At 68.0% G+C, this 25027-nt stretch carries 23 protein-coding genes and 1 pseudogene; 9 read left to right on the forward strand and 15 right to left on the reverse strand.

Annotated features, from left to right (window positions below):
* Positions 1-33: 33 nt before the first annotated feature.
* The 5 genes from ileS to F4X11_05380 are packed head-to-tail and all read left to right on the forward strand — an operon-like array spanning position 34 to position 5823.
* A complete protein-coding gene (ileS, locus tag F4X11_05360) occupies positions 34-2889 on the forward strand; it encodes an isoleucine--tRNA ligase (protein MYN64443.1) in 2856 nt (951 codons plus the stop codon).
* Complete coding sequence (gene lspA, locus F4X11_05365; GenBank protein MYN64444.1) at positions 2855-3451, forward strand: signal peptidase II; 597 nt, start codon at positions 2855-2857, stop codon at positions 3449-3451. Before ileS ends, lspA begins: the two co-directional genes overlap by 35 nt.
* Positions 3432-4241, forward strand: coding sequence for a prolipoprotein diacylglyceryl transferase (gene lgt / locus F4X11_05370; GenBank protein ID MYN64445.1), 810 nt, complete (start codon positions 3432-3434; stop codon positions 4239-4241). The genes lspA and lgt overlap by 20 nt, the downstream gene beginning before the upstream one ends.
* Before the next feature lie 26 nt (positions 4242-4267).
* Entirely contained in the window at positions 4268-5302 is a 1035-nt protein-coding gene (locus F4X11_05375; protein MYN64446.1) for an RluA family pseudouridine synthase, read from the forward strand.
* Positions 5299-5823, forward strand: a complete 525-nt coding sequence (locus tag F4X11_05380; GenBank protein ID MYN64447.1) for an NUDIX hydrolase — start codon at positions 5299-5301, stop codon at positions 5821-5823. The genes F4X11_05375 and F4X11_05380 overlap by 4 nt, the downstream gene beginning before the upstream one ends.
* A 134-nt stretch (positions 5824-5957) precedes the next feature.
* On the opposite strand, the gene lon is transcribed toward F4X11_05380, so the two are convergent.
* Positions 5958-8405 carry an endopeptidase La gene (gene lon / locus F4X11_05385; protein ID MYN64448.1) on the reverse strand — a complete coding sequence of 816 codons (2448 nt, stop codon included), beginning with the start codon at positions 8403-8405 and terminating at the stop codon, positions 5958-5960.
* A 54-nt stretch (positions 8406-8459) separates the two neighbouring features.
* Positions 8460-8954 (reverse strand): TraR/DksA family transcriptional regulator, encoded by a 495-nt coding sequence (locus F4X11_05390; protein MYN64449.1) that lies wholly within the window; start codon positions 8952-8954, stop codon positions 8460-8462.
* A gap of 306 nt (positions 8955-9260) precedes the next feature.
* Here F4X11_05390 and F4X11_05395 point away from each other — a divergent pair, with 306 nt between their 5' ends.
* The 3 genes from F4X11_05395 (at position 9261) to F4X11_05405 (ending at position 10460) form a co-directional block, all read left to right on the forward strand.
* Positions 9261-9803: a hypothetical protein gene (locus F4X11_05395; protein MYN64450.1), complete on the forward strand. Its 543-nt coding sequence runs from the start codon at positions 9261-9263 to the stop codon at positions 9801-9803.
* A 67-nt stretch (positions 9804-9870) separates the two neighbouring features.
* Positions 9871-10062, forward strand: coding sequence for a 50S ribosomal protein L28 (rpmB, locus tag F4X11_05400; GenBank protein MYN64451.1), 192 nt, complete (start codon positions 9871-9873; stop codon positions 10060-10062).
* Between the two features lie 11 nt (positions 10063-10073).
* Positions 10074-10460, forward strand: a complete 387-nt coding sequence (locus tag F4X11_05405) for a RidA family protein (GenBank protein MYN64452.1) — start codon at positions 10074-10076, stop codon at positions 10458-10460.
* Positions 10461-10513: 53 nt separating this feature from the next.
* Here F4X11_05405 and F4X11_05410 read toward each other — a convergent pair whose 3' ends face one another.
* The 6 genes and pseudogenes from F4X11_05410 to F4X11_05435 all read right to left on the reverse strand — a co-directional run bounded on the left by F4X11_05410 (position 10514) and on the right by F4X11_05435 (position 16763).
* A complete protein-coding gene (locus tag F4X11_05410) occupies positions 10514-12676 on the reverse strand; it encodes a bifunctional (p)ppGpp synthetase/guanosine-3',5'-bis(diphosphate) 3'-pyrophosphohydrolase (GenBank protein MYN64453.1) in 2163 nt (720 codons plus the stop codon).
* 505 nt (positions 12677-13181) lie between these two features.
* A pseudogene (locus F4X11_05415) lies at positions 13182-13238 on the reverse strand (hypothetical protein).
* Between the two features lie 1221 nt (positions 13239-14459).
* A complete protein-coding gene (locus F4X11_05420) occupies positions 14460-14927 on the reverse strand; it encodes a biopolymer transporter ExbD (protein ID MYN64454.1) in 468 nt (155 codons plus the stop codon).
* 2 nt (positions 14928-14929) lie between these two features.
* The gene (locus tag F4X11_05425) at positions 14930-15361 is read right to left on the reverse strand and encodes a hypothetical protein (protein MYN64455.1); all 432 of its coding nucleotides are present in this window, start codon (positions 15359-15361) and stop codon (positions 14930-14932) included.
* Between the two features lie 85 nt (positions 15362-15446).
* Complete coding sequence (locus F4X11_05430; GenBank protein MYN64456.1) at positions 15447-16088, reverse strand: flagellar motor protein MotA; 642 nt, start codon at positions 16086-16088, stop codon at positions 15447-15449.
* Positions 16089-16211: 123 nt separating this feature from the next.
* A complete protein-coding gene (locus tag F4X11_05435; protein MYN64457.1) occupies positions 16212-16763 on the reverse strand; it encodes an energy transducer TonB in 552 nt (183 codons plus the stop codon).
* Between F4X11_05435 and F4X11_05440 the strand changes: the two genes are divergently transcribed.
* Complete coding sequence (locus F4X11_05440) at positions 16660-17043, forward strand: hypothetical protein (protein ID MYN64458.1); 384 nt, start codon at positions 16660-16662, stop codon at positions 17041-17043. The two genes, F4X11_05435 and F4X11_05440, sit on opposite strands and share 104 nt — an antisense overlap.
* A gap of 199 nt (positions 17044-17242) precedes the next feature.
* On the opposite strand, the gene F4X11_05445 is transcribed toward F4X11_05440, so the two are convergent.
* From F4X11_05445 to tgt, 7 genes are all read right to left on the reverse strand, one after another.
* A complete protein-coding gene (locus tag F4X11_05445; GenBank protein ID MYN64459.1) occupies positions 17243-19351 on the reverse strand; it encodes a sodium-translocating pyrophosphatase in 2109 nt (702 codons plus the stop codon).
* Positions 19352-19424: 73 nt separating this feature from the next.
* Positions 19425-20030, reverse strand: a complete 606-nt coding sequence (locus F4X11_05450; GenBank protein MYN64460.1) for a DUF502 domain-containing protein — start codon at positions 20028-20030, stop codon at positions 19425-19427.
* A gap of 21 nt (positions 20031-20051) precedes the next feature.
* Positions 20052-21038, reverse strand: coding sequence for an undecaprenyl-diphosphate phosphatase (locus tag F4X11_05455; protein MYN64461.1), 987 nt, complete (start codon positions 21036-21038; stop codon positions 20052-20054).
* Positions 20905-21912 (reverse strand): protein translocase subunit SecF, encoded by a 1008-nt coding sequence (gene secF / locus F4X11_05460; GenBank protein ID MYN64462.1) that lies wholly within the window; start codon positions 21910-21912, stop codon positions 20905-20907. The genes F4X11_05455 and secF overlap by 134 nt, the downstream gene beginning before the upstream one ends.
* Before the next feature lies 1 nt (position 21913).
* Positions 21914-23464 carry a protein translocase subunit SecD gene (gene secD / locus F4X11_05465; GenBank protein MYN64463.1) on the reverse strand — a complete coding sequence of 517 codons (1551 nt, stop codon included), beginning with the start codon at positions 23462-23464 and terminating at the stop codon, positions 21914-21916.
* 8 nt (positions 23465-23472) lie between these two features.
* Entirely contained in the window at positions 23473-23820 is a 348-nt protein-coding gene (yajC, locus tag F4X11_05470; protein MYN64464.1) for a preprotein translocase subunit YajC, read from the reverse strand.
* On the reverse strand, positions 23817-25007 hold the full coding sequence (gene tgt / locus F4X11_05475; GenBank protein ID MYN64465.1) for a tRNA guanosine(34) transglycosylase Tgt: 1191 nt from the start codon (positions 25005-25007) through the stop codon (positions 23817-23819). Before tgt ends, yajC begins: the two co-directional genes overlap by 4 nt.
* Positions 25008-25027 lie beyond the last annotated feature (20 nt).

Consider the following 25027-nt stretch of genomic DNA (forward strand, 5'->3'; position numbering starts at 1 on the left):
CCCGCCCGCGTCGGCACCGCGCGCCGCCTCGCCATGCCCGACTGGAAAGAGACTCTGAACCTGCCGCGGACCGGCTTTCGGATGAAGGCCGGGCTGCCCGCCACCGAGCCGGACGCGATCGCCCGCTGGGAGGAGAAGGATCTGTACGGCCGGATCCGGGAGCGGCGGCGCGGCGCGCCCCGTTACGTGCTCCACGATGGGCCCCCGTACGCCAACGGCGAGATCCACGTCGGCACCGCGCTGAACAAGATCCTGAAGGACTTCATCGTCCGGGCCCGCACGATGGCCGGCTTCGACGCGCCCTACGTGCCCGGCTGGGACTGCCACGGGCTGCCGATAGAGCTGCGGGTGGACCGCGAGCTGGGCAAGCGCAAGCGGGACATGAGCGTGGCCGACGTGCGCCGGGAGTGCCGGCGGTACGCGGAGCGCTACATCGACATTCAGCGCGCCGGCTTCAAGCGTCTCGGCGTGCTCGGCGACTGGGCCGCGCCGTACCAGACGATGCGCTATGCCTACCAGGCGACCATCGTCCGCGCGCTGGGCCGGTTCGTCGAGCAGGGCCTCGTCTACCGCGGCAAGAAACCGGTGCACTGGTGCATAGGGTGCCGCACGGCGCTGGCCGAAGCCGAAGTCGAGTACGAACCCCACCGGTCGCCGTCGATCTTCGTGGAGTTCCCGCTCTCCACCGGGAGCGAGCCGGCGCGGCGCGCACTGGCGCCGGCCCTGGCCGACCGCGCCGCGGGGGTGCTGATCTGGACGACGACGCCGTGGACCATTCCGTCGAACCTCGCCGTCGCCTTTCACCCCGAGGTGACCTACGGGGCATACGCGACCACGACGCAGGACGGAAGGGCGGGCGCCATCATTCTGGCCGAGCCGCTGGCCGACCGCGTCGCCGAGCAGATCGGCCGGGTGCTGGGAGCTCCGCTCGCGACGTTCCGGGGAGCCGACCTGGAGGGACTGCGGTTCCGGCATCCGCTGTACGACCGCGACTCGATCGCGGTACTGGCCGACTACGTGACCCTCGAGCAGGGCACGGGAGCCGTGCACACCGCGCCGGGGCACGGGGCCGACGACTTCCATACGGGTGTCAAGTACGGCCTGGACGTCTACGCGCCGGTCGGACCGGGAGGTCGTTTCGCGGACGATGTGGGTCTATTCGGCGGAATGGGCGTCTTCGAGTCCAACCCGCGGGTGGAAGCCGCCCTCGCCGAGCGGGGCCGGCTCTGGGGCCGCTCCGATGTGGAGCACTCGTACCCCCACTGCTGGCGCTGCCACAAACCGGTCATCTTCCTCGCCACCTCGCAGTGGTTCATCGCGCTCGACCGGGGCCGACTGCGGCAGCGGGCGCTCGACGCCATCGCGCGAGTCAGGTGGTTTCCCGCCTGGGGAGAAGAGCGGATCCGCAACATGGTGGCCAACCGACCCGACTGGTGCATCTCGCGGCAGCGGTCGTGGGGCGTGCCGATTCCGGCCCTCTACTGCACGTCGTGCGGCGAGGCGATGCTGACGACGGCCCTGACCGAGCAGGCGGCCACGATCTTCGAGAAGCACGGCGCCGACGCCTGGTACGAGCGGGACCTCGACGAGTTCCTGCCGCCGGACTTCGCCTGCCCGTCGTGCGAGAGCCGGAACTTCGAGCGCGAGCGCGACATTCTCGACGTCTGGTTCGACTCGGGTTCGAGCCACGAGGCCGTGCTCGACCAGAGACCGGATCTTGAGTGGCCCGCCACCCTCTACCTGGAGGGTTCGGACCAGCACCGGGGCTGGTTCCACAGCTCGCTGCTCGTCGGGCTCGGCACGCGCGGCGCGGCGCCCTTCCGGGAGGTCCTGACCCACGGCTTCGTCGTCGACGCGGCAGGGCACAAGATGTCGAAGTCGATCGGCAACATCATCGATCCCAAGACCATCATCAAGCGCTACGGCGCGGAGATCCTTCGACTCTGGGTGGCGATGGTCGACTACCGCGAGGAGGTGCGCCTCGGGAACGAGATCCTGGCGCGCGTAGTCGAGGCGTACCGCAAGATCCGGAACACGCTGCGGATTCTGGTGGCCAACCTGTTCGACTTCGACCCGGTCGCCGACCGCGTGCCGGTCGCCGACCTCGAAGAGGTGGACCGTTACGCCCTGGCGCGCTACGGGGAGATCGGCTGCACCGTCCTCGCCGCCTACGAGCGCTACGAGTTCCAGCCGATCGCGCACGCCGTGAACCATTTCCTCACCGTCGACCTGAGTGCGTTCTACGTCGACATCTCCAAGGATCGGCTCTACACGTTCGCGCGGCGGTCGAAGGCGCGGCGGTCGGCGCAGACGGCGATCTACACGATGACCGACGGGCTCGCGCGACTGCTCGCTCCCATCCTGCCGGTGACCACCGACGACCTCTGGCGTTTCTTGCCCGGCGCGCGCGAGGACAGCGTGCACCTGGCGGATCTGCCGGCGGACTGCGAAGCGCTGGTGGACCGCGAGCTGCTCGCCCGCTGGCAACGGCTGCTGGCCCTGCGCGACGCCGTCAACGTCGAGCTCGAGCGGCTCCGCCAGGAGAAGACGGTCGGCACTTCGCTGGAGGCCGGCGTCTCGGTGCGCGCGAACGGGTCGACGGCCGAGCTCGCCGAACGGTACGCCGCCGACCTGGCTACCTTGTTCATCACGTCCGACGTCTCGGTTGCGCCGGATCCGGATCTCCCGCTCGACGCGGACGCGGCAACCGCCGCCGGCACCCGGTTCACCGAGCCGGGGGGCGCGGCGATCATCGAGGCGCAGCGCGCCGGAGGCGTCAGGTGCGACCGCTGCTGGCGCTACGTGCCGTCGGTGAGCCACGGCGACCCGGCCGGCCTGTGCACCCGTTGCGTCGATGCGTTGTCGGAGGCCATGGAAAGTGTCGGCTGAACCGCCGCCCGCCGGCCCGTCGACCGCCGATCGGCGGCCGCCCTCCGAGGCGGGGACGCCTGCGCCGGCCTTCCCGTCGCGCGGGCTGATGCTGAGCATCGTCGTCGGGATCGTGCTTCTCGATCAGGTCTCGAAGGCCATGGTGCACGCCTGGCTGCCGTTGTACTCGAGCGTGACCATCATCCCCGGACTTCTCGACTTCAGCTACGTCCGCAACACGGGCGCCGCCTTCGGATTGCTCAACACGGTCGACATCCCGTTCAAGCGGGCGCTGATGACCGCGATCGGCCTCTTCGCCCTGATCGCCATCACCCTGTACGCGAGCCGTCTTCCGCCGGGTCAGCCGCTGGCCCGACTCGGACTGGCCGCGATCATCGGCGGCGCGATCGGCAACCTCATAGACCGCATCGCGTCGGGCTACGTCGTCGACTTCGTGGACGTCTACTGGGGAAGCTGGCACTTCTGGGCCTTCAACGTCGCCGACGCCGCGATCACGGTGGGGGCCTGCTGCCTGATCCTCGACATGGTCTTCCTGAACTCCCATGTATCCGAAACTGCTTGAACTCGGTCCGATCAGCATCTACTCGTACGGCCTGCTGCTGGTGTCGGCGTACCTGATCGGGCTGCAGGTGGCGGTGGTCCGCGGCCGGGCGCGCGGACTTGACGGACAGCGGATCATGGACCTGGGGATCGCGATCATCGTCAGCGCCCTGGTCGGCGCCAAGCTGCTGCTGTTCGTGGTGGAGTTCGACCACTTCACGCGCAATCCGGCGGAGCTGTGGACCCTGGTCCGTTCCGGCGGCGTCTTCTACGGGGGCATGCTGCTCGCGGTGGCGGTGGCGTTCTGGTACATGCAGCGGAGCGGCCTGCCCCTGTGGGCGACCTGCGACGCGTTCGCCCCCGGCATCGCGGCCGGTCAGGCGGTGGGCCGCCTCGGCTGTCTCCTCGCGGGGTGCTGCTACGGTCACCCGACGGATCTGCCCTGGGGAGTCACGTTCACCGACCCACTGGCGGCGGCCAACGTCGGCACGCCGCTCGACGTCAGTCTGCACCCGACACAGCTCTACGAATCGGTCGCCGCGCTGGTCATCCTCGGCGTCCTGCTCGCCTTCGAGCGCCGGGGGCGTCCGTTCCCGGGCCGCACCTTCTGGGCCTATCTGCTGCTCTATCCCGCGGTGCGCTTCGTGATCGAGTTCTACCGCGGCGACCCGCGCGGCACGGTCCTCGACACGCTCTCGACCTCGCAGTTCGTCTCCGTGCTGCTGGTTCCGCTGAGCATCGTGATGCTCGTGCTGCTGGCGCGCGCCGGCGGATCGAGTCCGGGGCCCGCGCCGGCGCGGAGCGGCGCCTGACCACAGCCGGGCGCGGCGCACAAGTCATGGCCACCCGCGACAGCGGCGAGCCGCCACCGTCCGAGCGCATCGACCTCGACGTGCCGGCCGATGACGCCGGATCCCGCCTCGATCAGTTCATCGCTTCCCGCCTCGCAGACCGGACACGTTCACAGATCCAGCGGCTGATCCGGGAGGGTCGGGTCGAGATCGACCGCACCGCGGCGCGCCCGGGCACCGCGGTCCGCAGCGGCGACGTCGTGCGCATCGTGATCCCGGCGCCCGCCCCGGCGGCGCCGCGACCCGAGGCACTTCCACTCGCGGTCCTCTACGACGACGCGGATCTCGTCGTCGTCGACAAGCCGGCGGGCATGGTCGTGCATCCCGCCGCGGGCCACGCCGACGGCACCCTCGTCAATGCGCTACTGCACCACGTGCGGGATCTGAGCGGCATCGGCGGCGAGCTGCGCCCCGGCATCGTGCATCGCCTCGATCGCGGCACGTCCGGGGTAATGGTCGTCGCCAAGCACGATGGGGCGCACGCCGAGCTCGCCCGGCAGTTCGCGGACCGGGAGGTAGAGAAGGAGTACGTCGCGCTCGTGTGGGGCCTGGTGCGGCAGGGGCGACGGATCGACCTGCCGATCGGCCGCGACCCGGTGGACAGGAAGCGCATCTCAACGCGTTCGCGGCGCGCCCGCGAGGCGGTCACGCGGGTGGTCATGGCCGAGCGGCTCGACGGCGTCACGCTCGCGCGGTTGGCGATCGCCACCGGCCGTACGCATCAGATCCGGGTTCACCTGAGCGCCATCGGGCACCCGGTGGTCGGGGACGCCGCCTACGGTGGCCGCAGGCGCCACCCGCCGCCGCATCTGCGCGTGGTTCAGCGGCTGGACCGCCCCTTTCTCCACGCCGCGCGGCTCGCGTTCACGCACCCGCGCGACGGGCGGCGTATCGCGGTCTCCTGCGCGTTGCCCGACGACCTGGACAGACTTGGCGCCGAGATCCGCGACGTCACGCGGCGACGGGCCGGCGATTGGAGCCACGCCGCCGTGCCCCCATCGGAATCGGAGGAACACGCGTGAAGGAAAGCTCTGCCTCCACGCTCGACAGCCGCGCCGTCCACCGGGGGCGGGCCTTCAGGACCTACCAGGACCGCGTACGGCTGCCGAACGGCCGCGAGGCAGCGATGGACGTCGTCAGGCACCCGGCGTCGGCGATCCTCGTGCCGCAGCCCGACCCCGGGAGGGTGATCCTGGTCCGCCAGTACCGCTATGCCGTCGACCGCTGGATCTGGGAGCTGCCGGCCGGCAACGTCGAGCCCGGCGAGGATCCGGAGGCGGCGGCCCGGCGGGAATGCGCGGAGGAGACGGGCTGGACCGCCCGGCGCGTCGAGCGGATCGGCGCTTTCTATCCGAGCCCCGGCTACTGCGACGAGGTGATGATCTTCTACCGCCTGACCGGGCTCACCGCCACGTCCCGGCTGGCGCTCGATGCGGACGAGGTACTCAAGCCGCGGATCTTCACTCTGGACGAGGCGCGGGAGGCTGTCGCCGAGGGACCGGTGGCCGACATGAAGACGGCGCTGGGGTTTAGTCTAATCTAGTCCAATCGTGTCCCGCCCCGGCAAGAGTCGGGATGAACATACGGAAAGCCCTGGAACCGCTCTGGCTACGCCAATGGACGATATCGCGGACCGGCCATGGCGCCCGCGGAGTCCTCCATCCGGGGCCGGACCGGCTACTGGACGGTTCCGTGCACCTGCTCGGCGCCGGCAGGGTCTTCCGCGCGGGGCGGCGCCGGCGGGGCGGGCAGCAACGCCAAGTCCAGAACCTCGTCGATCATCGACACGTAGTGCACGTCGATCTCGCGGCGCAGGTCTTCGCTGAGATCCTCGTTGACGTGCTTCTCGTTCTGCCTCGGCAGGACGACCTCGACGATCCCGAGCCGGCGCGCGGCCAGCACCTTCTCCTTGATGCCGCCGACGGGAAGCACGTTTCCGGAAAGGGTGATCTCGCCGGTCATGGCCAGGTCGCCCCGCACCGGGCGCCCGGTCAGCTCGGAAACCAGCGCGGCGACCATCGTGACCCCGGCTGAAGGCCCGTCCTTCGGGATGGCGCCCGACGGCACGTGCAGGTGCACCTCGGCCTCGCCGTAGAAAGCCGGATCGACATCGTAGCGGGACGCATTGGCCCGCAGCCACGAAAGCGCGGCGCGCGCCGACTCCTTCATCACGTCGCCCAGGTGTCCGGTCAGGGTGAGGGTGCCGCTGCCGCTCATCCGGCGCGACTCGACGAACAGCACGTCGCCGCCTACCGGCGTCCACGCCAGTCCGATGGCCACGCCGGGTCGTTTCGTGCGCTGCGCCACCTCCTCATCGAGATGCTTCGGCGCACCCAGCATCTCGACGACGACTTCGGCGCTGATCTCGACCGGCGTCTCGTCCCCCTCGGCCCGCCGCCGCGCCACCTTGCGGCAGAGAGCGCCGATCTCGCGCTCGAGGTTGCGCACGCCAGCCTCGCGCGTATAGCCGCGAATGACGGCGCGCAAGGCCTCCTCGGTGAAACGCACCTGCTCGGACGTCAGGCCGTGGTTCTCGACTTGCCGGCCGAGGAGATGCTCGGTCGCTATGAGCAGCTTCTCCTCTTCCGTGTAGCCGGGCAACTCGAGGACCTCCATCCGGTCGCGCAGCGCCGGCGGGATCGGATCGAGGACGTTCGCGGTCGTGATGAAGAGCACTTCCGAGAGATCGAACGGCAGGTCGACGTAGTGGTCGCGGAAAGTCGAGTTCTGCTCGGGATCGAGCACCTCCAGTAGCGCGGAGGCCGGGTCGCCCCGGAAGTCCATCCCCAGCTTGTCGATCTCGTCGAGGATGAACACCGGGTTCTTCGACTCGGCGCGGCGGAGCCCCTGCATGATCTGCCCCGGCAACGCGCCGATGTAGGTCCGCCGATGGCCGCGGATCTCGGCTTCGTCCCGCATGCCTCCCAGCGAGACGCGCACGAACTTGCGGTCCATGGACGCGGCGATGCCCTTGGCCAGCGACGTCTTCCCGACTCCGGGCGGGCCGACGAAGCAGAGAATCGGTCCCTTCACGTCGGGATTCAGCTTCCGCACGGCGAGGTACTCCAGGATGCGGTCCTTCGCCTTCTCGAGTCCGGAGTGGTCGCCGTCCAATGTCTCCCGCGTCCGCGCGAGATCGATCTTCTCCTCGGTCCGCTGATTCCAGGGCAGGGCGATCAACCAGTCGATGTAGGTGCGCGACACGGTGTACTCGGCCGCCGCGACCGGCATGCGCGAGAGGCGGTCGAGCTCGCGCAGCGCCTCCTTCAGCGAGGCGTCCGGCATGCCTGCCGCTTCGACCTTCTGCCGCAGCTCCTCGATCTCCTTGGCCTGGTCGTCGTTCTCGCCCAGCTCCTTCCTTATCGCCTTGAGCTGCTCGCGCAGCAGGTACTCGCGCTGGCTCTTGCCCATCTCCGACTGCACCTCCGACTGGATCTTCGAGCCGAGCTCCAGCACCTCGATCTCCTTGACCAGGATGCGGTTCAGATGATCCATTCGGGCTCGGACATCGAGCGTTTCCAGGACCTGCTGCCGGGCGGCCGTGGCCAGCGTCGCCAGACTGGCCGCGATGAAGTCGGCCAGCTTGCCCGGTTCCGAGATGTTCCCGGACAACGCCTGCAGCTCGTCGGAGAGCAGGGGAGAAAGGGACACCACCTGCTGGAAGTTGTTCTTGATGTTCCGCTGCAACGCGTCGACCTCGAGGCGATCGTCGTCGGACACGACCTCCTCCGCGGCGCGCACGGCCGCACGCAGGAAGGGCTCCGAAGCCGTGATTCCGTCCAGGGTGACGCGGGCCAGCCCCTGCACGATGAGCCGCAAGCTGCCATCCGGCAGCTTGAACATCTTGTGAATGTGCGTGATGGTGCCGATGTCGTAGAGATCAGCCTGACCGGGCTCTTCGACCGACGCTTCGCGTTGCGTGAAGACCCCGACGAGCTGCTCGCCCTCGACGGCCGCCTCGACGAGCCGCACGGAACTCTCCCGCGCAACCGCCAGCGGCATGAATGCGCCGGGAAACAACACCGTGTCGCGGAGCGGCAGGATCGGCAGCTCCGCCGGAACCGACAGCTCAGGCTCGTCCGGCGGAGACGCCGGCGCGTCCGGACGCGTGGGTTCGTCGTTCATCGTGCACCGCCCGGGCGAGGCGACGCTCCGGGCAACGAGCTCCGAAGCGCTGCGTCAGCCGACGACATCGGCAAACAATGATACCGCCCCGCGCCGGGCGACATGCACCTCGCGCTCCAGCTCGACCTCCCGGATCGCTTCGCAATCCGTGCACCGCACGGCGAACGGCAATGCACGCAGCCGCCCGCTGGAGATCTCCTTCCCGCACTCGTAGCAGTAGCCGAACGTCCCCTCGTCGAGGCGCGACAGCGCCTCGGTCATCTTGTTCAGGGTCTCCGCCTTCATCTGCAGCAGGGCGAACTCGATATCGTCCTGGATGTCGGCCTCGGAGGTCTCGGCGTCGTCGCGAACGTCATGCAGCGGCGCCGCGGCTCCCTCGGCCCGTACATCCCGCATCTTGTGCTGGACCTCTCCGATGATCTCGAGGCGTCGGGCCTCCAGAATGCACCTGAGCTCGTCGTAGCGGGCCTTGTCCATACGGTTCTTCGTCTTCGTGCTCATGATGACGGCTCCTTCCGCCACACCGAAAAGCAAACTGCGTGCCGGCATCGAACCGGCCACAATCACTTAGACGACGATGACCGCTCTTCGGTTTCCCGCAATCGGTCGCCCTCTCCAGTGGACAGGCGTCCGCTGGAGATCCGCCAGGCGAAGGCGCCACCATGCCCCAACGTTGATCCGGACTGCGCGTTGTGCCAAGCTGAGCCTCCGCGACGAGAAGCCATGGGCAAGCCCGTCTGTTCGCTCTGCGGTCGCCGCCGTGCGCGCCGATCCTGCCCCGCCCTCGGGGAGCAGATTTGCTCCGCGTGTTGCGGCGCCAAGCGACGCAAGCAGATCGCGTGCCCGCCGGACTGCGTGTACCTGGAGTCGGCGACGACGCATCCCCCCGCCGTCATCCAGCGGCAGCGCGAGCGCGACGGCGGGTTCCTCGTCGCCCTGCTGCACGGCCTGACGGGTCGCCAGCAGCGGCTGACCGCAATGCTGCTCGAGTATCTCGCCGGCGATCGGCCGGACGCCCCCGGCCTCGTCGACGCGGACGTCGAGCAGGCCGCGACAGCCCTCGCCCGGACCTACGAGACCGCGAGCCGCGGCATCGTGTACGAGCACGCCGCCGGCACGGCGGCCGGGCAGAGGCTGGCCCTGGAACTGAAGCGACTCATCGAAACCGACCGCACCAACGGCGCCCACCTGTCCGATCACGATACCGCTGGCGTCCTGCGGCGCGTGGAAGCCGGGGCCCATGAGGCTCGACGCGCACTCGACGACGGCGACAACGAGCGCGCCTGGCTGGCGATGCTCAAGCGGGTCTGGACATCGGCGGCCGACGGCGCGGAACGCGGTCCGTCCGGCGACGCCGCGGGCCCAACGACGCCGGCCGGACTGATCCTGCCACCGTGACGTTCGCGGTGACGAAGCGGCTCCGTGGTATACAATTCCCGTTTCGGCTCCGGGAGAGAGTCAGTCCATGGCGAAACGCTGCGAATTCTGTGTAAAGGGACCCGCCGTAGGGCGCAACGTCAGTCACGCCCACAACGTCACGCGGCGGCGGTTCCAGGCCAACATCCAGTCGGTTCGCGCCGTCGTCGGCGGCCGGGTCAAGCGCGTGCGCGTCTGCACCCGCTGCATCCGCTCGAATCGGATCACGAAGCCCGCCTGACCGGACCTCACGTGGCGCGGACCGCAATCACGTCCACCGGCGCACCGGCCGCGATCGGCCCCTACTCGCAGGCCGTAAGGGCCGGCGACCTTCTGTTCGTCTCCGGACAGGTACCGATCGATCCCGAAACGGGGCAGTTGATCGACGGCGACGTGGCGGCGCAGACCCACCGCGTGCTGCGGAGTCTCGACGCCATCGTCCGCGCGGCCGGCGCGACGTTCGACGACGTCGTGAAGACGACCGTCTATCTCGCCGACATGAACGACTTCGTGACCATGAATCGCGCGTACGCCACCTGGTTCGCAGAACCGGCGCCGGCACGCGCCGCCGTCGAAGTCGCGCGTCTCCCGAAGGACGCGCGGATCGAGATCGACGCCATCGTCCGGCTTCCCGCCTGAACCTGCTGCTGCCCGCCCGCGACCGGCCCTTGTCGGAGCAGGAGTCGCTGGCTCTACGGCTTTCGGTGAACGCGCTCGACGTCGAGCACGCCGGCCACGGCCCGCACGACCTTGATGACGCGCTGCAGGTGCTGCATGTCGCTGATGTCGAACGTCACGCTGATATGGCCGTGCCGGTCCTTGTTGGCGGACGCTTCCACCTTGAGGATGTTGATTCTCCGGTCCGCGAGGCGTGACGTCACGTCGGCTATCATGCCGCGGCGATCCTCGACCTGAATGGTGAGGCAGACCGTGAACGTCGACTCGTCGTTCGCCTTGTCCCAGGCAACGTCGATCCGCCGCTCCGGGTCGTAGAAGAGGTTCACGACGTTCGGACAGCTCGCGGCGTGCACCGAGACGCCCTTCCCGCGGGTGACGTAACCGACGATCTTCTCCCCGCGGATCGGATTGCAGCAGCCGGCCCGGAACACCATCAGGTCGTCGAATCCCCGTACCTTGATCGTCTCCTGGTTCGGACGAAGCACGCGGCGAACCACGGACGCAATGGACGCTTCCGCTTTCGGATGCTCGCGCTGCTCACGGGGAATCAGGACGTCCAGCACGGCGCGGGACGAGACCTTGCCGTATCCGACGGACGCATAGAGGTCGTCCGGCTTCGACGCCCCGAGCGTGGAGCAGACCCTGGCGACCGCGTCCGGATCCAGCACCGTCCTGGGCTTGAGATCGAATCGGCGGACCTCCTTCTCGATCAGCTTGCGTCCCAGCTCCACGGCCCGCAGCTTCTCCTCGACGTGGATGAAGTGCTTGATCTTGTTGCGCGCGCGCGTGGTCGCCACGATGTTCAGCCAGTCGCGGTTCGGCCGGTTGCCGGTCCGGGTGACCACCTCGACGATGTCTCCGCTCTGCAGCGGCGTCCGCAACGGAACCATCCGGCCGTTGACGCGCGCGCCGACGCACGTATGGCCGACGTCGGTGTGAATCGCGTAGGCGAAATCGATGGGGGTCGCTCCGCGGGGCAGCGCCTTGACCTCGCCCTTCGGCGTGAAGGTGTACACCTCCTCCGGATAGAGATCGAGCTTGAGGCTGTGAATGAACTCGCTCGGGTCCGGCACCTCCTGCTGCCACTCCAGGAGTTGCCGCAGCCAGAGGAAGTACTTCTCGTCCGGTTCGGCGCCGACTCGGCCTTCCTTGTACTTCCAGTGCGCGGCGATGCCGTGCTCGGCGATCCGGTGCATGTCCTCCGAGCGGATCTGCACCTCGAACGGCAGCCCGACATCGCTGATGACCGCCGTGTGCAGCGACTGATAGCCGTTCGGACGCGGCATGGCCACGAAGTCCTTGAACCGGCCGTGCACCGGCGCCCAGATCTGATGGATGATGCCGAGCGCTGCGTAGCAGTCGCGCTCCGACTGGGTGATGACGCGGACAGCGAGGAGATCGTACACCTCGTCCAGGGAGATCTTCTGCCGCCTGATCTTCTTCCAGATGCTGAAGATGCTCTTGATCCGCGCTTCCAGAGAGACGATCGGCACGCCGGCGTCCCGCAACTTCTCCGCAAGCGTGCTCTTGAGACTGTCGACGGTCCGCTCGGTCGCGCGGCGGCGTGCTTCCACGCGCTCCAGCAGCGACTCGTAGCCCGGCGGATCGAGATGGCGGAACGCAAGCTCCTCGAGCTCGTTCTTCACCTTGTTCATCCCGAGGCGGTGCGCGATGGGTGCGTAGATGTCGATGGTCTCCTGCGAGATCTTCAGTCTGCGGTCTTCGCGAAGATGACCGAGGGTGCGCATGTTGTGAAGGCGGTCCGCCAGCTTGACGAGGATGACGCGCGCGTCGTCCACCATCGCCAGCAGCATCTTCCGGAAGTTCTCCGCCTGCCGCTCCTCGCTCGACGAGAATGGAATCGTGCTTATCTTCGTGACGCCTTCGACGACGTGGGCGATCTCCGCACCGAAGAGTCCGCGAACGTTCTCGATGGTGGTCAGCGTGTCCTCGACAACGTCGTGCAGCAGGCTGGCCGCGATCGTCACGTCGTCGAGATGCATCTCGGCTACGAGGTGCGCAACCTCCAGCGGGTGCGTGATGTACTGCTCTCCGGACCGGCGGATCTGGCCCGCATGCTCCAGGGCCGAAAACTCGTAGGCCCGGTGCAGCAGATCCGCATCCGTGTCCGGGTTGTACGAGCGGACCGAGCCGAGCAGATTCTCGAAGCTGAGCATGGAAACCGCCGTCCGAAACGACGATACGGGGAGCACGCAGGAGGGTCAAGAACGCCCTTCCCGGCTGTTGACTTGCTATTCCTTTTGCTTCACTATAGCCATTCGCTTGGGGAGGGAACAGGTCGCCGGCGCCTGCCGCCGCGCGAGAGCGTATCGTGTGCGCCCGCTTGGCGGCGCGCCGCCCGCCGGGTGGCGGGGCGAAGCGGCCGCGGCCGGGAGTTTCGCACTTGATGAGGGAGAGGATCATGCAGACGGGACGGACCTTGTTGAGACTGGGCCTCGTTGTGGCGATGGTGATGCCGTTGGTCTCGTGTGGCTTCTTCGACCAGCTCGGCGCCATGCGCACGTTCAAGGAAGCCAACCTCTTCTACGGACGCGGGGACTACGAGGCGGCGATCGAAGAGTACCAGCATGTGGTCGACGTGGTCAGCGAAGACCCGAACAGCGAATTGTCGCAGGCGATGAGCGTGGCCTACTTCTACATCGCCAACTGCTACGACAATCTCTACACGCCGGCGTTCCGGGGCGAGCCGGAGAACGACGCGTTGCTGGACCAGGCGGTGGAGTACTACCGGTTGGCTGCCGACAACATCCCGAACCGGGAGTTCCGGACGCTGTCGATGCAGTACCTCGTGGCCGCCTACGGCCCCGACAAGATGAACGACCCCACGAACCGGGCGATGCTGCTGCAGGAGATGATCCAGCTCGACCCCGGCAATCCGGACAACTACTTCGTGCTGGCGCAGCTCTTCGAGGAATCCGGGCTGTTCGAGGACGCCGAGACGATCTATCTCGAGGTCCGCAACATGCTTTCCGACGATCCGACGGTCTACCTCCAGCTCGCCGGGTTCTACAACCGTGCGGGCGATTTCGATCAGACCATCGACGCGCTGCGCCAGCGGGCCGACATCGAGCCGGACAACCCCGAGGCGTTCTACACCATCTCCACCTTCTACTGGGAAAAGGCGTTCCGCGATTTCCGAATCACCCAGGAAGAGAAGGCCGAGTACGTGTTGGCCGGCATCGAAGCGGCCGACCAGGCGATCGCACTGAACGAGCGGTACGTCGACGCGCTGGTCTACAAGAACATCCTGCTCCGGATGCAGGCGAACATGAGCGATGACCAGGACGAGCAGGACGCGCTCATCGCCGAGGCCGACGAGTTGCGTGACCGCGCGCAGGAGATTCAGGACGAGGCGCGGGGCGGCGGCGCGGCGGGCGCCGGTCAGTAGGCGCGGCGGCGCATTCCACTTCCGGTCCGAGATACTCGTGGCCGGGCGCCTCCACGATGGCGCCCGGCCTTTTTTCTTGCCTGCGCCGCCCGGCCGCCCTCTACTCCTGGACTGCTTCTCCCCCCAGCGCGGCCCAGGGAACCACACCTGCTGGCGCCGTCCCTGGTGGACAGGCCGGTTGCGCCGGCGGGGTTGTCCGCCTGTTCTGAAATCTCGGGGAAACCGCCGGTGCGACGGCGCCCGCGCGGAGGCCGACCCAGGGGACGAGGCGTCGCCGAGCAGAGCAGGGTCGCTGGACAGGCGTTGCCGGGAGGCAAGCGAGGCAAGTGGGGGGACGGAACCCAACGACCCCCTCCCGGTCTTGCCCAAGTCCGGGGCGAGGCTCTCCCCAGGAAACCTCCGTACAGAAGAAGAGGGCCAGGAACCACACGTGGTGGTCCGGGCCCTCCTGCTACTGTCCTGGTGGTATCTGCGAAGCAGGAGCCCTCGCGCGAGCGAACGCTCCCACCCGACCCGCCAGCAGGGTCGCACCGCGACCCAAAAGATCGCGTCTAGCCGACGGGCGCCGCGCCAGCCGCGCGCCGCATGCCCTCGGTGACGATACCGACCTTCTCGACACCAGCGCCCCGGGCCGCGTCGATCACGTCGATGATCTCGCCGTAGGTCAAGGACCCGGCGCCAGCGATGAACATGGTCTTCTCGCGGCGCGTCTCGAAGATCGAGCGGAGCTCGGACTCGAGCGTCGCCATCTGCATCGGCTGCTGATTCACGGAGATACGCCGATCCGCCGTGTACTCGAGCAGGATCTGGCTGCTGTCGGTCGCAGCCTGCTGCGCACCCTGGGTCTCGAGCGGCAGGTTGATGTCCAACCCCCGCTGCCCGAGCGGAAGGGCCGCCAGGAAGATGACGATCAGAACCAGCAGCACGTCGATGAACGGCGTGATGTTGATCTCCGAATTCGCGTGGGGGTTCGTCGCTTGCGCGACGGCGTCCGCACCGTGGTGCTTCTTCTTCGCCATGTCTATTCCCCTCCCCCGCCACCGACCTCACGCTCGGTGATGAGCCCGACGTTCTCGATGCCGGCCCGCTGCAACTGGTCCATCAACTCCATCACCGACGAGTACTGCGCGTTGACGTCGGCCTTGACGAGAAGGATCCGTTCCAGCTTGCGATCCAGCGCGCTGTTGATCGAGTTGAGCAGCTCCTGCGGCGTCGTCTGCACGTTGTCCACGAAGTACCGGCCGTCGGAGGTCACCGCGACGGTGGTGTTGTTGTCGTTGTCGGGCTTGTCGCCCGTGTTGGAAGCCTCAGGCAGGGTCAGCGTCACGCCGGCCGTCAACAGAGGCGCGATGAGCATGACGATGATGAGCAGCACCAGCATCACGTCGGCCAGCGGCGTGATGTTGATCTCCGAGTTCAAGCCGCCGCTTTTCTCGCCGACTGACATTCCCATGATGAACGCTCCTTGAGCAGAAATGCCGCCGGGCGCGCAGGGCGCCCGGCGGCGAGCCCGATCGGATCCCGGAACAGGAACCCGTCTAGGACTTCTTGATGAAGTAGTCGACGAGCTCCGACGACGAATTGTCCATCTCGACGGCGAAGTACTCGAGGCGGCCGGTCAGGTAATTGAAGAACCAGACGGCCGGAATCGCCACGAAGAGGCCGATCGCGGTGCCGACCAGCGCCTCGGAAATGCCGCCCGACACGGCGCCCAGACCACCGGAGCCCGTGGCCGCGATGCCCTGGAACGCGTTGATGACGCCGAGCGTCGTCGCGAGCAGGCCGACGAACACGGCCGTGGAGCCGATGGTAGCCAGAATGCCCATGCCTCGCTTCAGGTCGGAGGAAGTGAGCGCCGCCGCGCGCTGAATCGCGCGGTGGACGCTGTCGACCACGTCGTCCTTGTGCAGGTCGACGCCGCTGTCCTGCTGGAACTGGTACTCCTGGAGACCGGCCAGCACGACCTTGCCGAGGTGGCTGTACCGGTAGTCCTTGGACTGCGAGACGCTGATGGCCTCCTTGAGCTTCCCGTCCTTGAGATGCTTCGCCACCTGCGGCGCGAACAGCTTCGACTGGTTCGTCGCCTGGATGAAGGTGAACAACCGCTCGAAGAAGACGCCGACCGACGCCATCGACATGACCACGAGCACACCCATCAGGATCTTGACGGATATCCCCATCTGCTCCCACAACTCGAGAAAGTCCATCTGTGCGACAAAGAAGAAGTCCATCTGTTCCTCCCGCGGCGAGACGTACTGGCCGCCCAGTCTCTTCTATCGGTTTCAGAATCCCCGAGGCGTACGTTACGACAACTGGAAGTTGACAGTCACGGTCATGATGACCGGAACCGGCACGCCGTTCAGCAGCGTCGGCGTGTACTGCCACTGCCTCACGGCCGTGATTGCAGCCTCGTCGAGCAACGGAACGGAGCGCAGCACCTTGACGTCGGTGACCGCACCGGTGGGACCGATCACCGCTTCGAGAATCACGACGCCCTGCACGCGCGCCTGCTGCGCCACGGGCGGATACACCGGAGGAACGTCCCGAATCTTGGTGGGCGGACTGATGTTGCCGCCGACGCGAACCGGCTCCGGCGGAGGCGGCGGAGGCGGAGGCGCGGTCGGCAGCCCGCCGACGATGCCGGCCACCACACCGCCAGCCACGCCGCCCTCGACGCCTTGCACCCGGTTGATGTCGAAACCGGTTTCCTCGACGATCTGCTCCGGCGCGACGATCGGGGCCGCGTTCGGGTTGACGTCGAGAACCGGCGGAGGCGCGGCCTCGGCGGCGGCCGGCGGCGGAGGCGGCGGAGGCGGCGGAGGCGGCGGAGGCGGGGCCGCGACGAACGCCATCATGGACGCCGGCGTCGGCAGCGCGTCCATGGCCATCAGCGGGACGATCACGACCGCGCCGATCGCGACCACGTGCGCGATGATGGACAGCGGCAGCGTGTACCACTTCCGCGCACCGACCGTGATGGACGGGTTCGAGATCTCCCCGAACATCGCCGGCTCGACCTTCTTGGCCGGTGCCGGTGCCCCCTTCGCCGGGTTGCTCTTCTTTCTCGTGTCAGCCACAGCACGCCTCCTGGCCTGCTCGATTCCTCGGACGCCGCTTCGGAAGCGCCGATTATAGCAGGCCGCTCCTCCGTGTCAACGAGCCGAACGACATCGCCTTCACCGGATGTTAGACACCGGACAGAGAGAAACGGACTATCGGATTTCGCTCGCGCTGCCATCTCGCAACGCGTGCGCCCGGCCCACTTGCCGTTCCCCTGGCGGGCCGCGCAGGGTGGGGCATCTTAACCGCCCGGCAACGGAGCGTCAACCCGGAGCTATTGCATCCACACGACCACGAGCGGCGCGAAGATCACCGCGACGATGGTCATCAACTTGATGAGAATGTTGAGACTCGGCCCCGACGTGTCCTTGAAGGGGTCCCCGACGGTATCGCCGATGACCGCGGCCTTGTGCGGCTCCGACCCCTTGCCGCCGTGATGCCCCTCCTCGATGTACTTCTTCGCGTTGTCCCACACCCCGCCCGCGTTCGCCATCATCAGGGCCATCAGCACCCCGGCGACGAGGGCGCCGGCCAGCAACCCTCCGAGTCCGGACACGCCCAGGAGGAAGCCGGTCAGCACGGGCGCCAGCACGGCGATGAGCCCGGGCGCGACCATCTCCCGGATCGCGGAGCGGGTGGAGATCTCTACGCACCGCGCCGAATCGGGTTCGGCCTCGCCCTCGAGCAGCCCGGTAATCTCACGGAACTGCCGGCGGACTTCCTCGATCATGTCGTTGGCCGAACGTCCGACCGCGTTCATCGTGAGCGCGGAGAAGAGGAACGGCAGCATGCCGCCGAGCAGCATGCCGATCAGAACGTTCGGATTGTCGAGCGCGAGGCTCAGGAGACGCGGGTCGAAGGCGGACGCCCCGCCCGCCTCGAGAACCGCGGCGTCGGCCGTCGTCCGGAACGTGCTGAACAGCGCCAGGGCGGTCAGCGCCGCGGACCCGATGGCGAAGCCCTTCCCCATGGCGGCGGTCGTGTTTCCGACCGCGTCGAGGGCGTCCGTTCGCTCGCGCACGAAAGCCTCCTGCCCGCTCATCTCCGCGATGCCCCCGGCATTGTCCGCCACCGGCCCGTAGGCGTCGACGCCCAGACTGATTCCCAGCGTCGAGAGCATCCCGACCGCGGCGATCGCAATCCCGTAGAGCGCCGCCAGCGAGAAGCTGACGTAGATGGCCAGACAGATGATCAGGATGGGGATCGCGCACGACATCATTCCCACGCCCAGCCCCGCGATGATGTTGGTGGCCGGCCCCGTCTCGGACTGCTGCGCGATCCTGTGGGCCGGCGGCTTGTCCTTGCCCGTGTAGTACTCCGTCACGTGGCCGATCGCCACGCCGGAGACGACGCCGGCCACCACGCACCACAGCACCGCCAGCGGAACATCGAGGATCGAGACGAGTCCGCCTGCCCCCAGGAAGACGAGCACCGACGCCACGAGCAAGCCCCTCTGCAGGGCGCTGCCGATCTTCGTCTCGTCGTCGGTGTTCACCACGAACGTGCCGAGCATGGAGGAGAGGATGCCGACGCCGGCCAGCAGGATCGGGAAGACGACGAGCGTCGACTGCAGGGTGCCGAACCCGGCCTCGTCCACGCCCCACAGCGCGCTCGCGGACGGCGCCGTGAGCGCCCAGGCGAGCGCTATCGAGGAGATGATGCTGCCCACGTACGACTCGAACAGGTCCGCTCCCATGCCGGCGACGTCGCCGACGTTGTCGCCGACGTTGTCGGCGATCGTGGCCGGGTTGCGGGGGTCGTCCTCGGGAATCCCCGCTTCCACCTTGCCGGACAGATCGCCCGCCACGTCCGCCGCCTTCGTATAGATGCCGCCACCCACGCGGGCGAACAGCGCGATCGACGAGGCGCCCAGAGAGAACCCGAACAGCGATTCGACGGCGCTGGCTCCCGCCCCGCTCAAGCCCCCGTAGAGGTAGTAGAGGAGGGCGATGCCGAGCGTGCCGAGCGCGACGACGGTCAGCCCCATCACGGCGCCGCTCGAGAACGCGACGCGCAACGCGCTCGAAAGGCTCGTCGTGGCCGCGTGCGTCGTGCGAACCGCGGCGCTGGTGGCGGTCTGCATGCCGATCCACCCCGCCGTCGCCGAGAGCACGGCGCCGGCGAGAAACGCCACCCCGGTCAAGAGCGCGTTGCCCGGCAGCAGCAGAACGAGCGCCACGAACATGACGCCCACGAAGCCGGCCAACACGGTGTACTCCGTCTTCAAAAAGGCCATCGCACCGTTGCGAATCAGCGCCGCGATGCGCTGCATCCGCTCGGTTCCCGGCTCCAGGCGATTGATCCGGCCGATCAGAAAGAACGCGAAGGCCGCCGCCGCGACCGGCATCCCGAACCCGAGCACGTAGTACAGTTGCTGCTCCATTCAACCCTCTGCCGCACGGTGGCGCTCCGCCACACTTGAAAACCCTCGACCAGGCAGGCCCGCGACCGACGCGTCAGGCCTGCCGCTTCTCCTGCTCGATCTGCAGGCGCCCGGCCAGCGCCATGCCGCCCGTGAGAAACACCTGCAACCCTTCCTGCACCGTCAGCGACGGGTACGAAACGACCGTCCGCGGATAGATGTGGACGTCCCCGAAGTAGACGTGGTTGGTGGGCACGTACACGGCGACGTGCGCGCCCGCCTCGTCCTGTCCCTCGATGGTGAACTCCTTCGTCAGGAAGCCGAGCACCAGCCCCCGCTTGGGATCGTCCACCAGCACGACCCGCTTGAAGCCGAGCTGATTGTCCGGCGAGAACGCCTCGACGAGCTGCTTGACCGGCGAGTAGATCCCGCGGAACACGGGCAGCTTCATCAGATAGGCTTCCCCCCGGCGAAGCAGCCGCTCCCCGAGCACGTTGGTCGCGAACGCCCCGACGGCGACCACCAGCAGCAGGAGCGTCGCCAGGCCGAAGCCCGGAATCTCCCGGCCGATCAACCGCACGTACACCGGTCCCATCACGCCGTCGATGAACTGGAACAACCAGACGAACGCCGCCACGCTGATCACCAGCGGCACAATCACGACGAAACCCGCGATCAGACTGCGGCGCAGCCACTGCATCGGTCTATGGCTCGACGTCGATCACGACCCGAGGACCCAGGCCAGGGCCAGACACCCGAGCACCAGGCGATAAACGGCGAACGGGTCGAGTGAATGACGCGCGACGTACTGCATGAAGTACTTCACTGCGGCGTATCCCACTCCCGCCGACGAAACCAAGCCCACCGCCAGCAGAACCAGATCGCCGGACGGCACCCCCTGCCCCGCCAGGTCGAGCGCCGCCTTGGCACCCGCCGCGAGGATGGCCGGCATGCCGAGAAGAAAGGCGAACCGGGCCGCCCGCTCGCGGCGTAGACCGAGCAGCATGGCCACGATCAGGACCGCGCCCGACCGGGAGACCCCCGGGATCAAGGCCGACGCCTGGGCGCAACCCAGCCCGAGCGCCTCCAGCGGCCGGAGTGTCGTCTCGTCGCGGCCTCGCGACCCGACGCGTTCGGCGGCCAACATCATCACCGCACCGACCGCCAGACTCACTCCCGCAACCGTAACGGTGCGCAGAGCGCCCGTCACCAGGTCGGCCAGCGCCAGGCCGACGACGGCAATCGGCACGGTGCCGATGGCGATCGAACGGACGAGAGCAGCCGAGTCGCCCGGCCCGCCCAGCCATGTCCGCGGCATCGCCGCGGCGCGGGTCAGTTCCACCACGTCCCGGCGATAGTAGGCGGCCACGGCGAGCAACGTACCGATGTGGCATGCGACGTCGAACGCCAGACCGAACCGGGCCCCGGTCTCCCAGCCGAAGAAAGCCCGGGCGAGCAGCAGGTGCGCCGAACTCGATATCGGCAGGAACTCCGTCAGCCCCTGAACCGTCCCGAGCAACGCAGCTTCCAGCGCGGTCACGGATCGCAGCGCCCGAACATCCGGTCGCGTTCTTCTACGAAGCCCGGGCGCGCCGCGAGCGCCGTCTGGATCGCTGCGGAGTCTCCTGCTGCGGCGGCTGCGGCTTTTCCTCCGCCACCGCGCGCACGGTCCGCTGCACCCGCGCGCCGCGCCGTTCCGTAATCGCAAGGGCGATCATCGCAGCCACGAAAATCGTCGAGTACGTGCCGCTCAGAACGCCCACCAGCATCGTGAAGGCGAAACCGCGCAGCACCTCGCCGCCGAGCACGTACAGCGCCAGCACCGCGAACCCGGTCGTGCCCGACGTGATGACGGTGCGCGCCAGGGTCTGGTTGATGCTGGTGTTCACGAGATGGCCGAACGTGTCGCGCCGCATCACGCGGAGGTTCTCCCGCACGCGGTCGAAGACCACGATCGAGTCGTTGACCGAATAACCCGTGATCGTCAGCATCGCCGCCACGACGTTCAGCGACAGCTCGTAGCCGAAGAACGTCAGCAGCGAGAGCGTGACGGCGATGTCGTGGACGACCGCGACGACCGCACCCACCCCAAAGCTGAAGCGGAACCGCAGACCGATGTAGACGAGAATGCCGGCCATCGCGAAGACGAACGCGCTGATGCCCCGGCGCTGCAACTCCTGTCCGATGACCGGACCGACCAGCTCCTGGCTGATGACCTCGAACTCGCCGAGGCTGCTGGCGCGTAACGCGTCGACGACCTCGTTCGCACCGGCCTCCAGACTCGCGCCGACCTCCGGCCCGGACAGGGGAAGGCGCACGAGCACCTCGTTGTCCCCCGCATCCCCGTACTGCTGAACGACCTTCTCCTCCACGCTCGCGAGCGCGTCGCGGACCGCCCCCTCGCCGGTCGGCTCCTCGAACTGCAACACGATGAGGGATCCGCCGGAGAAGTCGATCCCGAGGGGCAGGCCGCCCCGCGTGAACAGCACGACGATGCCCGCCACGATCACCAGCGCGGACAGGCCGAACGCCTGCCAGCGGCGCGCCACGAAATCGATGCGGGGCTGTTTGAACAACGCCATCTCAGATGCTCAGCGTCGCGACGCGGCGACGGGACAGCACGGCCTCGAACATCGATCGCGAAACGAAAACGGCCGTGAACACGTTCGACACGAGACCGAAGAACAACGTGGTCGCGAAGCCCTTGATCGGCCCGGACCCGAACTGGAACAGGAAGGCCGCCGCGATCAGCGACGCGACGTGGGTGTCGATGATCGTCAGCAGCACGCGGTCGAACCCTGCCGCCACCGCCGACCGGACGCTCCTCGCGGAGCGCAACTCTTCCTTGATGCGCTCGAAGATCAGCACGTTGGAATCGACCCCGATGCCGATGGTCAGGATCAACCCGGCAATACCGGGCAGCGTCAGCACGGCCTCGACGTAGGCCATGCACGCCATCAGGATGAGCAGGTTCAGCACCACCGCGACCACGGCGTTGATGCCGGCCAGCTTGTAGTACGCGAGCATGAAGAACGCCACGAGCACGAGCCCGGCGATGGAAGCGGCGACCCCCGCCCGAATCGAATCGGCGCCGAGAGTCGGGCCGACGGTCCGCTCCTCCAGGTACGTGAGCGACGCGGGCAGCGCGCCGGACCGCAACGTGATCTGCAGATCCTCGGCCTCCTGCTGGGAAACGCCCGTGATCTGGCCGCTGTCGGTGATTCGGCCCTGGATGGTCGGCGCCGATCGAACCTGCCCGTCGAGGATGATCGCCAGCCCGCGGCCGAGGTTGGCGCTGGTGATCTCGCCCATCTTGACGGCGCCTTCGCGGTTGAGAGTGAAGCTCACCGCGGGCTGGTTGAACTCGTCGAGCGACGGCCGCGCGTTGCGGAGGTCGCGGCCGGTCACCGCGGCCACCCGCCGCACCAGGTAGTAGAACGGCTCGGTACCGGCGGCGGACGGCTGGGTCGCTATCTCCATGTCCGGCGGCACGACCCCGTTCCGCGCCTGCAACAGCGCCTCGCGGCTCGGTGAGGGTCCCTCCTCCACTAGCTTGAGCTCGAGCAGCGAGGTGGATCGGATGAGCGCCTTCGCCCGAGCCACGTCGGAAACGCCCGGCAGTTGCACGAGGATCTGGTCGCCCCCGATTCCGTGCGGCGCGACGATGGGCTCGGAGACCCCCAGCTCGTTGACGCGGCGCTCGATGGTCTGAAGCGCCTGGCGGACGGCCTCCTCGCGCAGGGAGGCGGTCACCGGACCCCGCATCCGGAAGGTGTACGCGCCGCCCGCCCCCGGCTCTCGATCGTAGGACGCAGCCAGCCGTTCGTCCGACAACTGGCGGAATGCCCCGTCCCGTTCGCCCGGCACGCCCTCGACCCGGATGGTCGTGGCATCGACCGGAATCACGGTCGCGGCCTCCATTCCCTGAAGGGACATCTGCTCGCCGAGCTGCTCGGCGGCCGTCTCCGTCTCCACCTGCAACGCGTCGCTCGTTTCCACGCGCAGCACCAGGTGCGCGCCACCGCTCAGATCGAGGCCGAGACGAATCTGGTCGCCCGGCGGGTAGACGCCCCAGACGGCCAGCGCGGTCACCGCCACGATTGCGAGCAGCTTCCACTGCAGGTTCTTCTGCATGGCGTCCCCTACGAGCCGCTCCCGTCCTGCACCACGGGATCCTGGCCCTGATAACCGCCGATGGCGCTGCGTGCGATCTCGATCCGCACCCGGTCGGCGATCTGCACCTGCACCGACTTGTCGTGCAGCTTCGTGATGGAACCGTAGATGCCGCTGGTCGTGACGATCTTCTCGCCGACCTTCAGCGCTGCCTGGAACTCCCGGATCTTGTTCTGCCGCCGCTTCATCGGCAACCAGATGATCACGTAGAAGATACCGAGGATCAGAATCAGCGGCAGGAACTGGATGAACGGCCCCGGCTGCTGGCCGGCCGGCTGGGCCATGGCGAGCAGCGCGTCGATGTCGTGCGGACTCATTGGTGCGTCAAAGCTTCCGGGGTTTCCGGTCTCGGCCGGCGACGGTACGCGTGGTGGAAGGCTTGCCGGAACCGTTCGAAACCGCCCGACTGGATAGCGTCCCTGATCCGCCGCATCGTGTCAAGGTAGAAGTGCAGATTGTGGACGGTGTTGAGCACGGCGCCGGTGATCTCCCTGGCCACGTGCAGGTGGCGAAGGTAGGCCCGCGAGAAGTGGGAGCACGTGTAGCACGCGCACTCGGGATCGACCGGGCGGTCGTCCTCCGCGTAGGCCGCGGCCTTGATGGAGAGCGGTCCGCGCCCCGTAAAGAGCTGCCCGTTGCGCGCGTTGCGGGTCGGCAGCACGCAGTCGAACAGATCGATCCCGCGGGCTACCGACTCGACCAGATCGTCCGGCATGCCGACCCCCATCAGATACCTCGGCCGGTCGGACGGCAGCATGCCGGCCGCAGCGCCTGCCACGTCGTACATCACGGGCGTCGGCTCTCCCACGCTCAACCCGCCTATCGCATAGGCGTGGAAGCCGAGCGCGATCGTCTCGCGTGCGCTGCGCTCGCGCAGCGCCGGATACATGCCGCCCTGCACGATGCCGAACTGAAGCTGACCCGGGGTCGTCATGGCGGCCCCGGCGCCGAGCGGCGAACCCGACAGCAGGTCGTGACGCTCCCGCGAGCGCCGCGCCCACCGCAGGGTCCGCTCCATGGAGAGACGCGCCTCTTCGACCGACGCCGGCCAGGGCGTGCACTCGTCGAACGCCATCGCGACGTCGCTGCCGAGCCGGGCCTGGATCTCGGTGGCGCTCTCCGGCGTCAGCTCGTGCTCGCTGCCGTCGAGGTGCGACCGGAAGCGCACGCCTTCCTCGCCGATGACGCGGCGGGCGGCCAGACTGAAGACCTGGTACCCGCCGCTGTCGGTCAGGATCGGCCCCGACCACCCCATGAAGCGATGCAGGCCGCCCCGCCGCGCGATGAGCTCGTCGCCCGGCCGCAGGTGAAGATGGTAAGTGTTGGCCAGCACCATGCCGGCGCCGGCCGCGGCGAGCTCCCGCGCCGTCATCCCCTTGACCGCGCCCGCGGTCCCGACGGGCATGAACGCCGGCGTCTCGACCGCGCCGTGCGGGGTCAGCAGACGGCCGCGGCGCGCGCGGCCGTCGCGCGCTTCCACCTCGAAAACGGCCCTCTGCGTCATCCCGGTCACGTATACTACAA

The sequence above is a fragment of the Acidobacteriota bacterium genome (assembly GCA_009861545.1).
Taxonomy (GTDB): domain Bacteria; phylum Acidobacteriota; class Vicinamibacteria; order Vicinamibacterales; family UBA8438; genus WTFV01.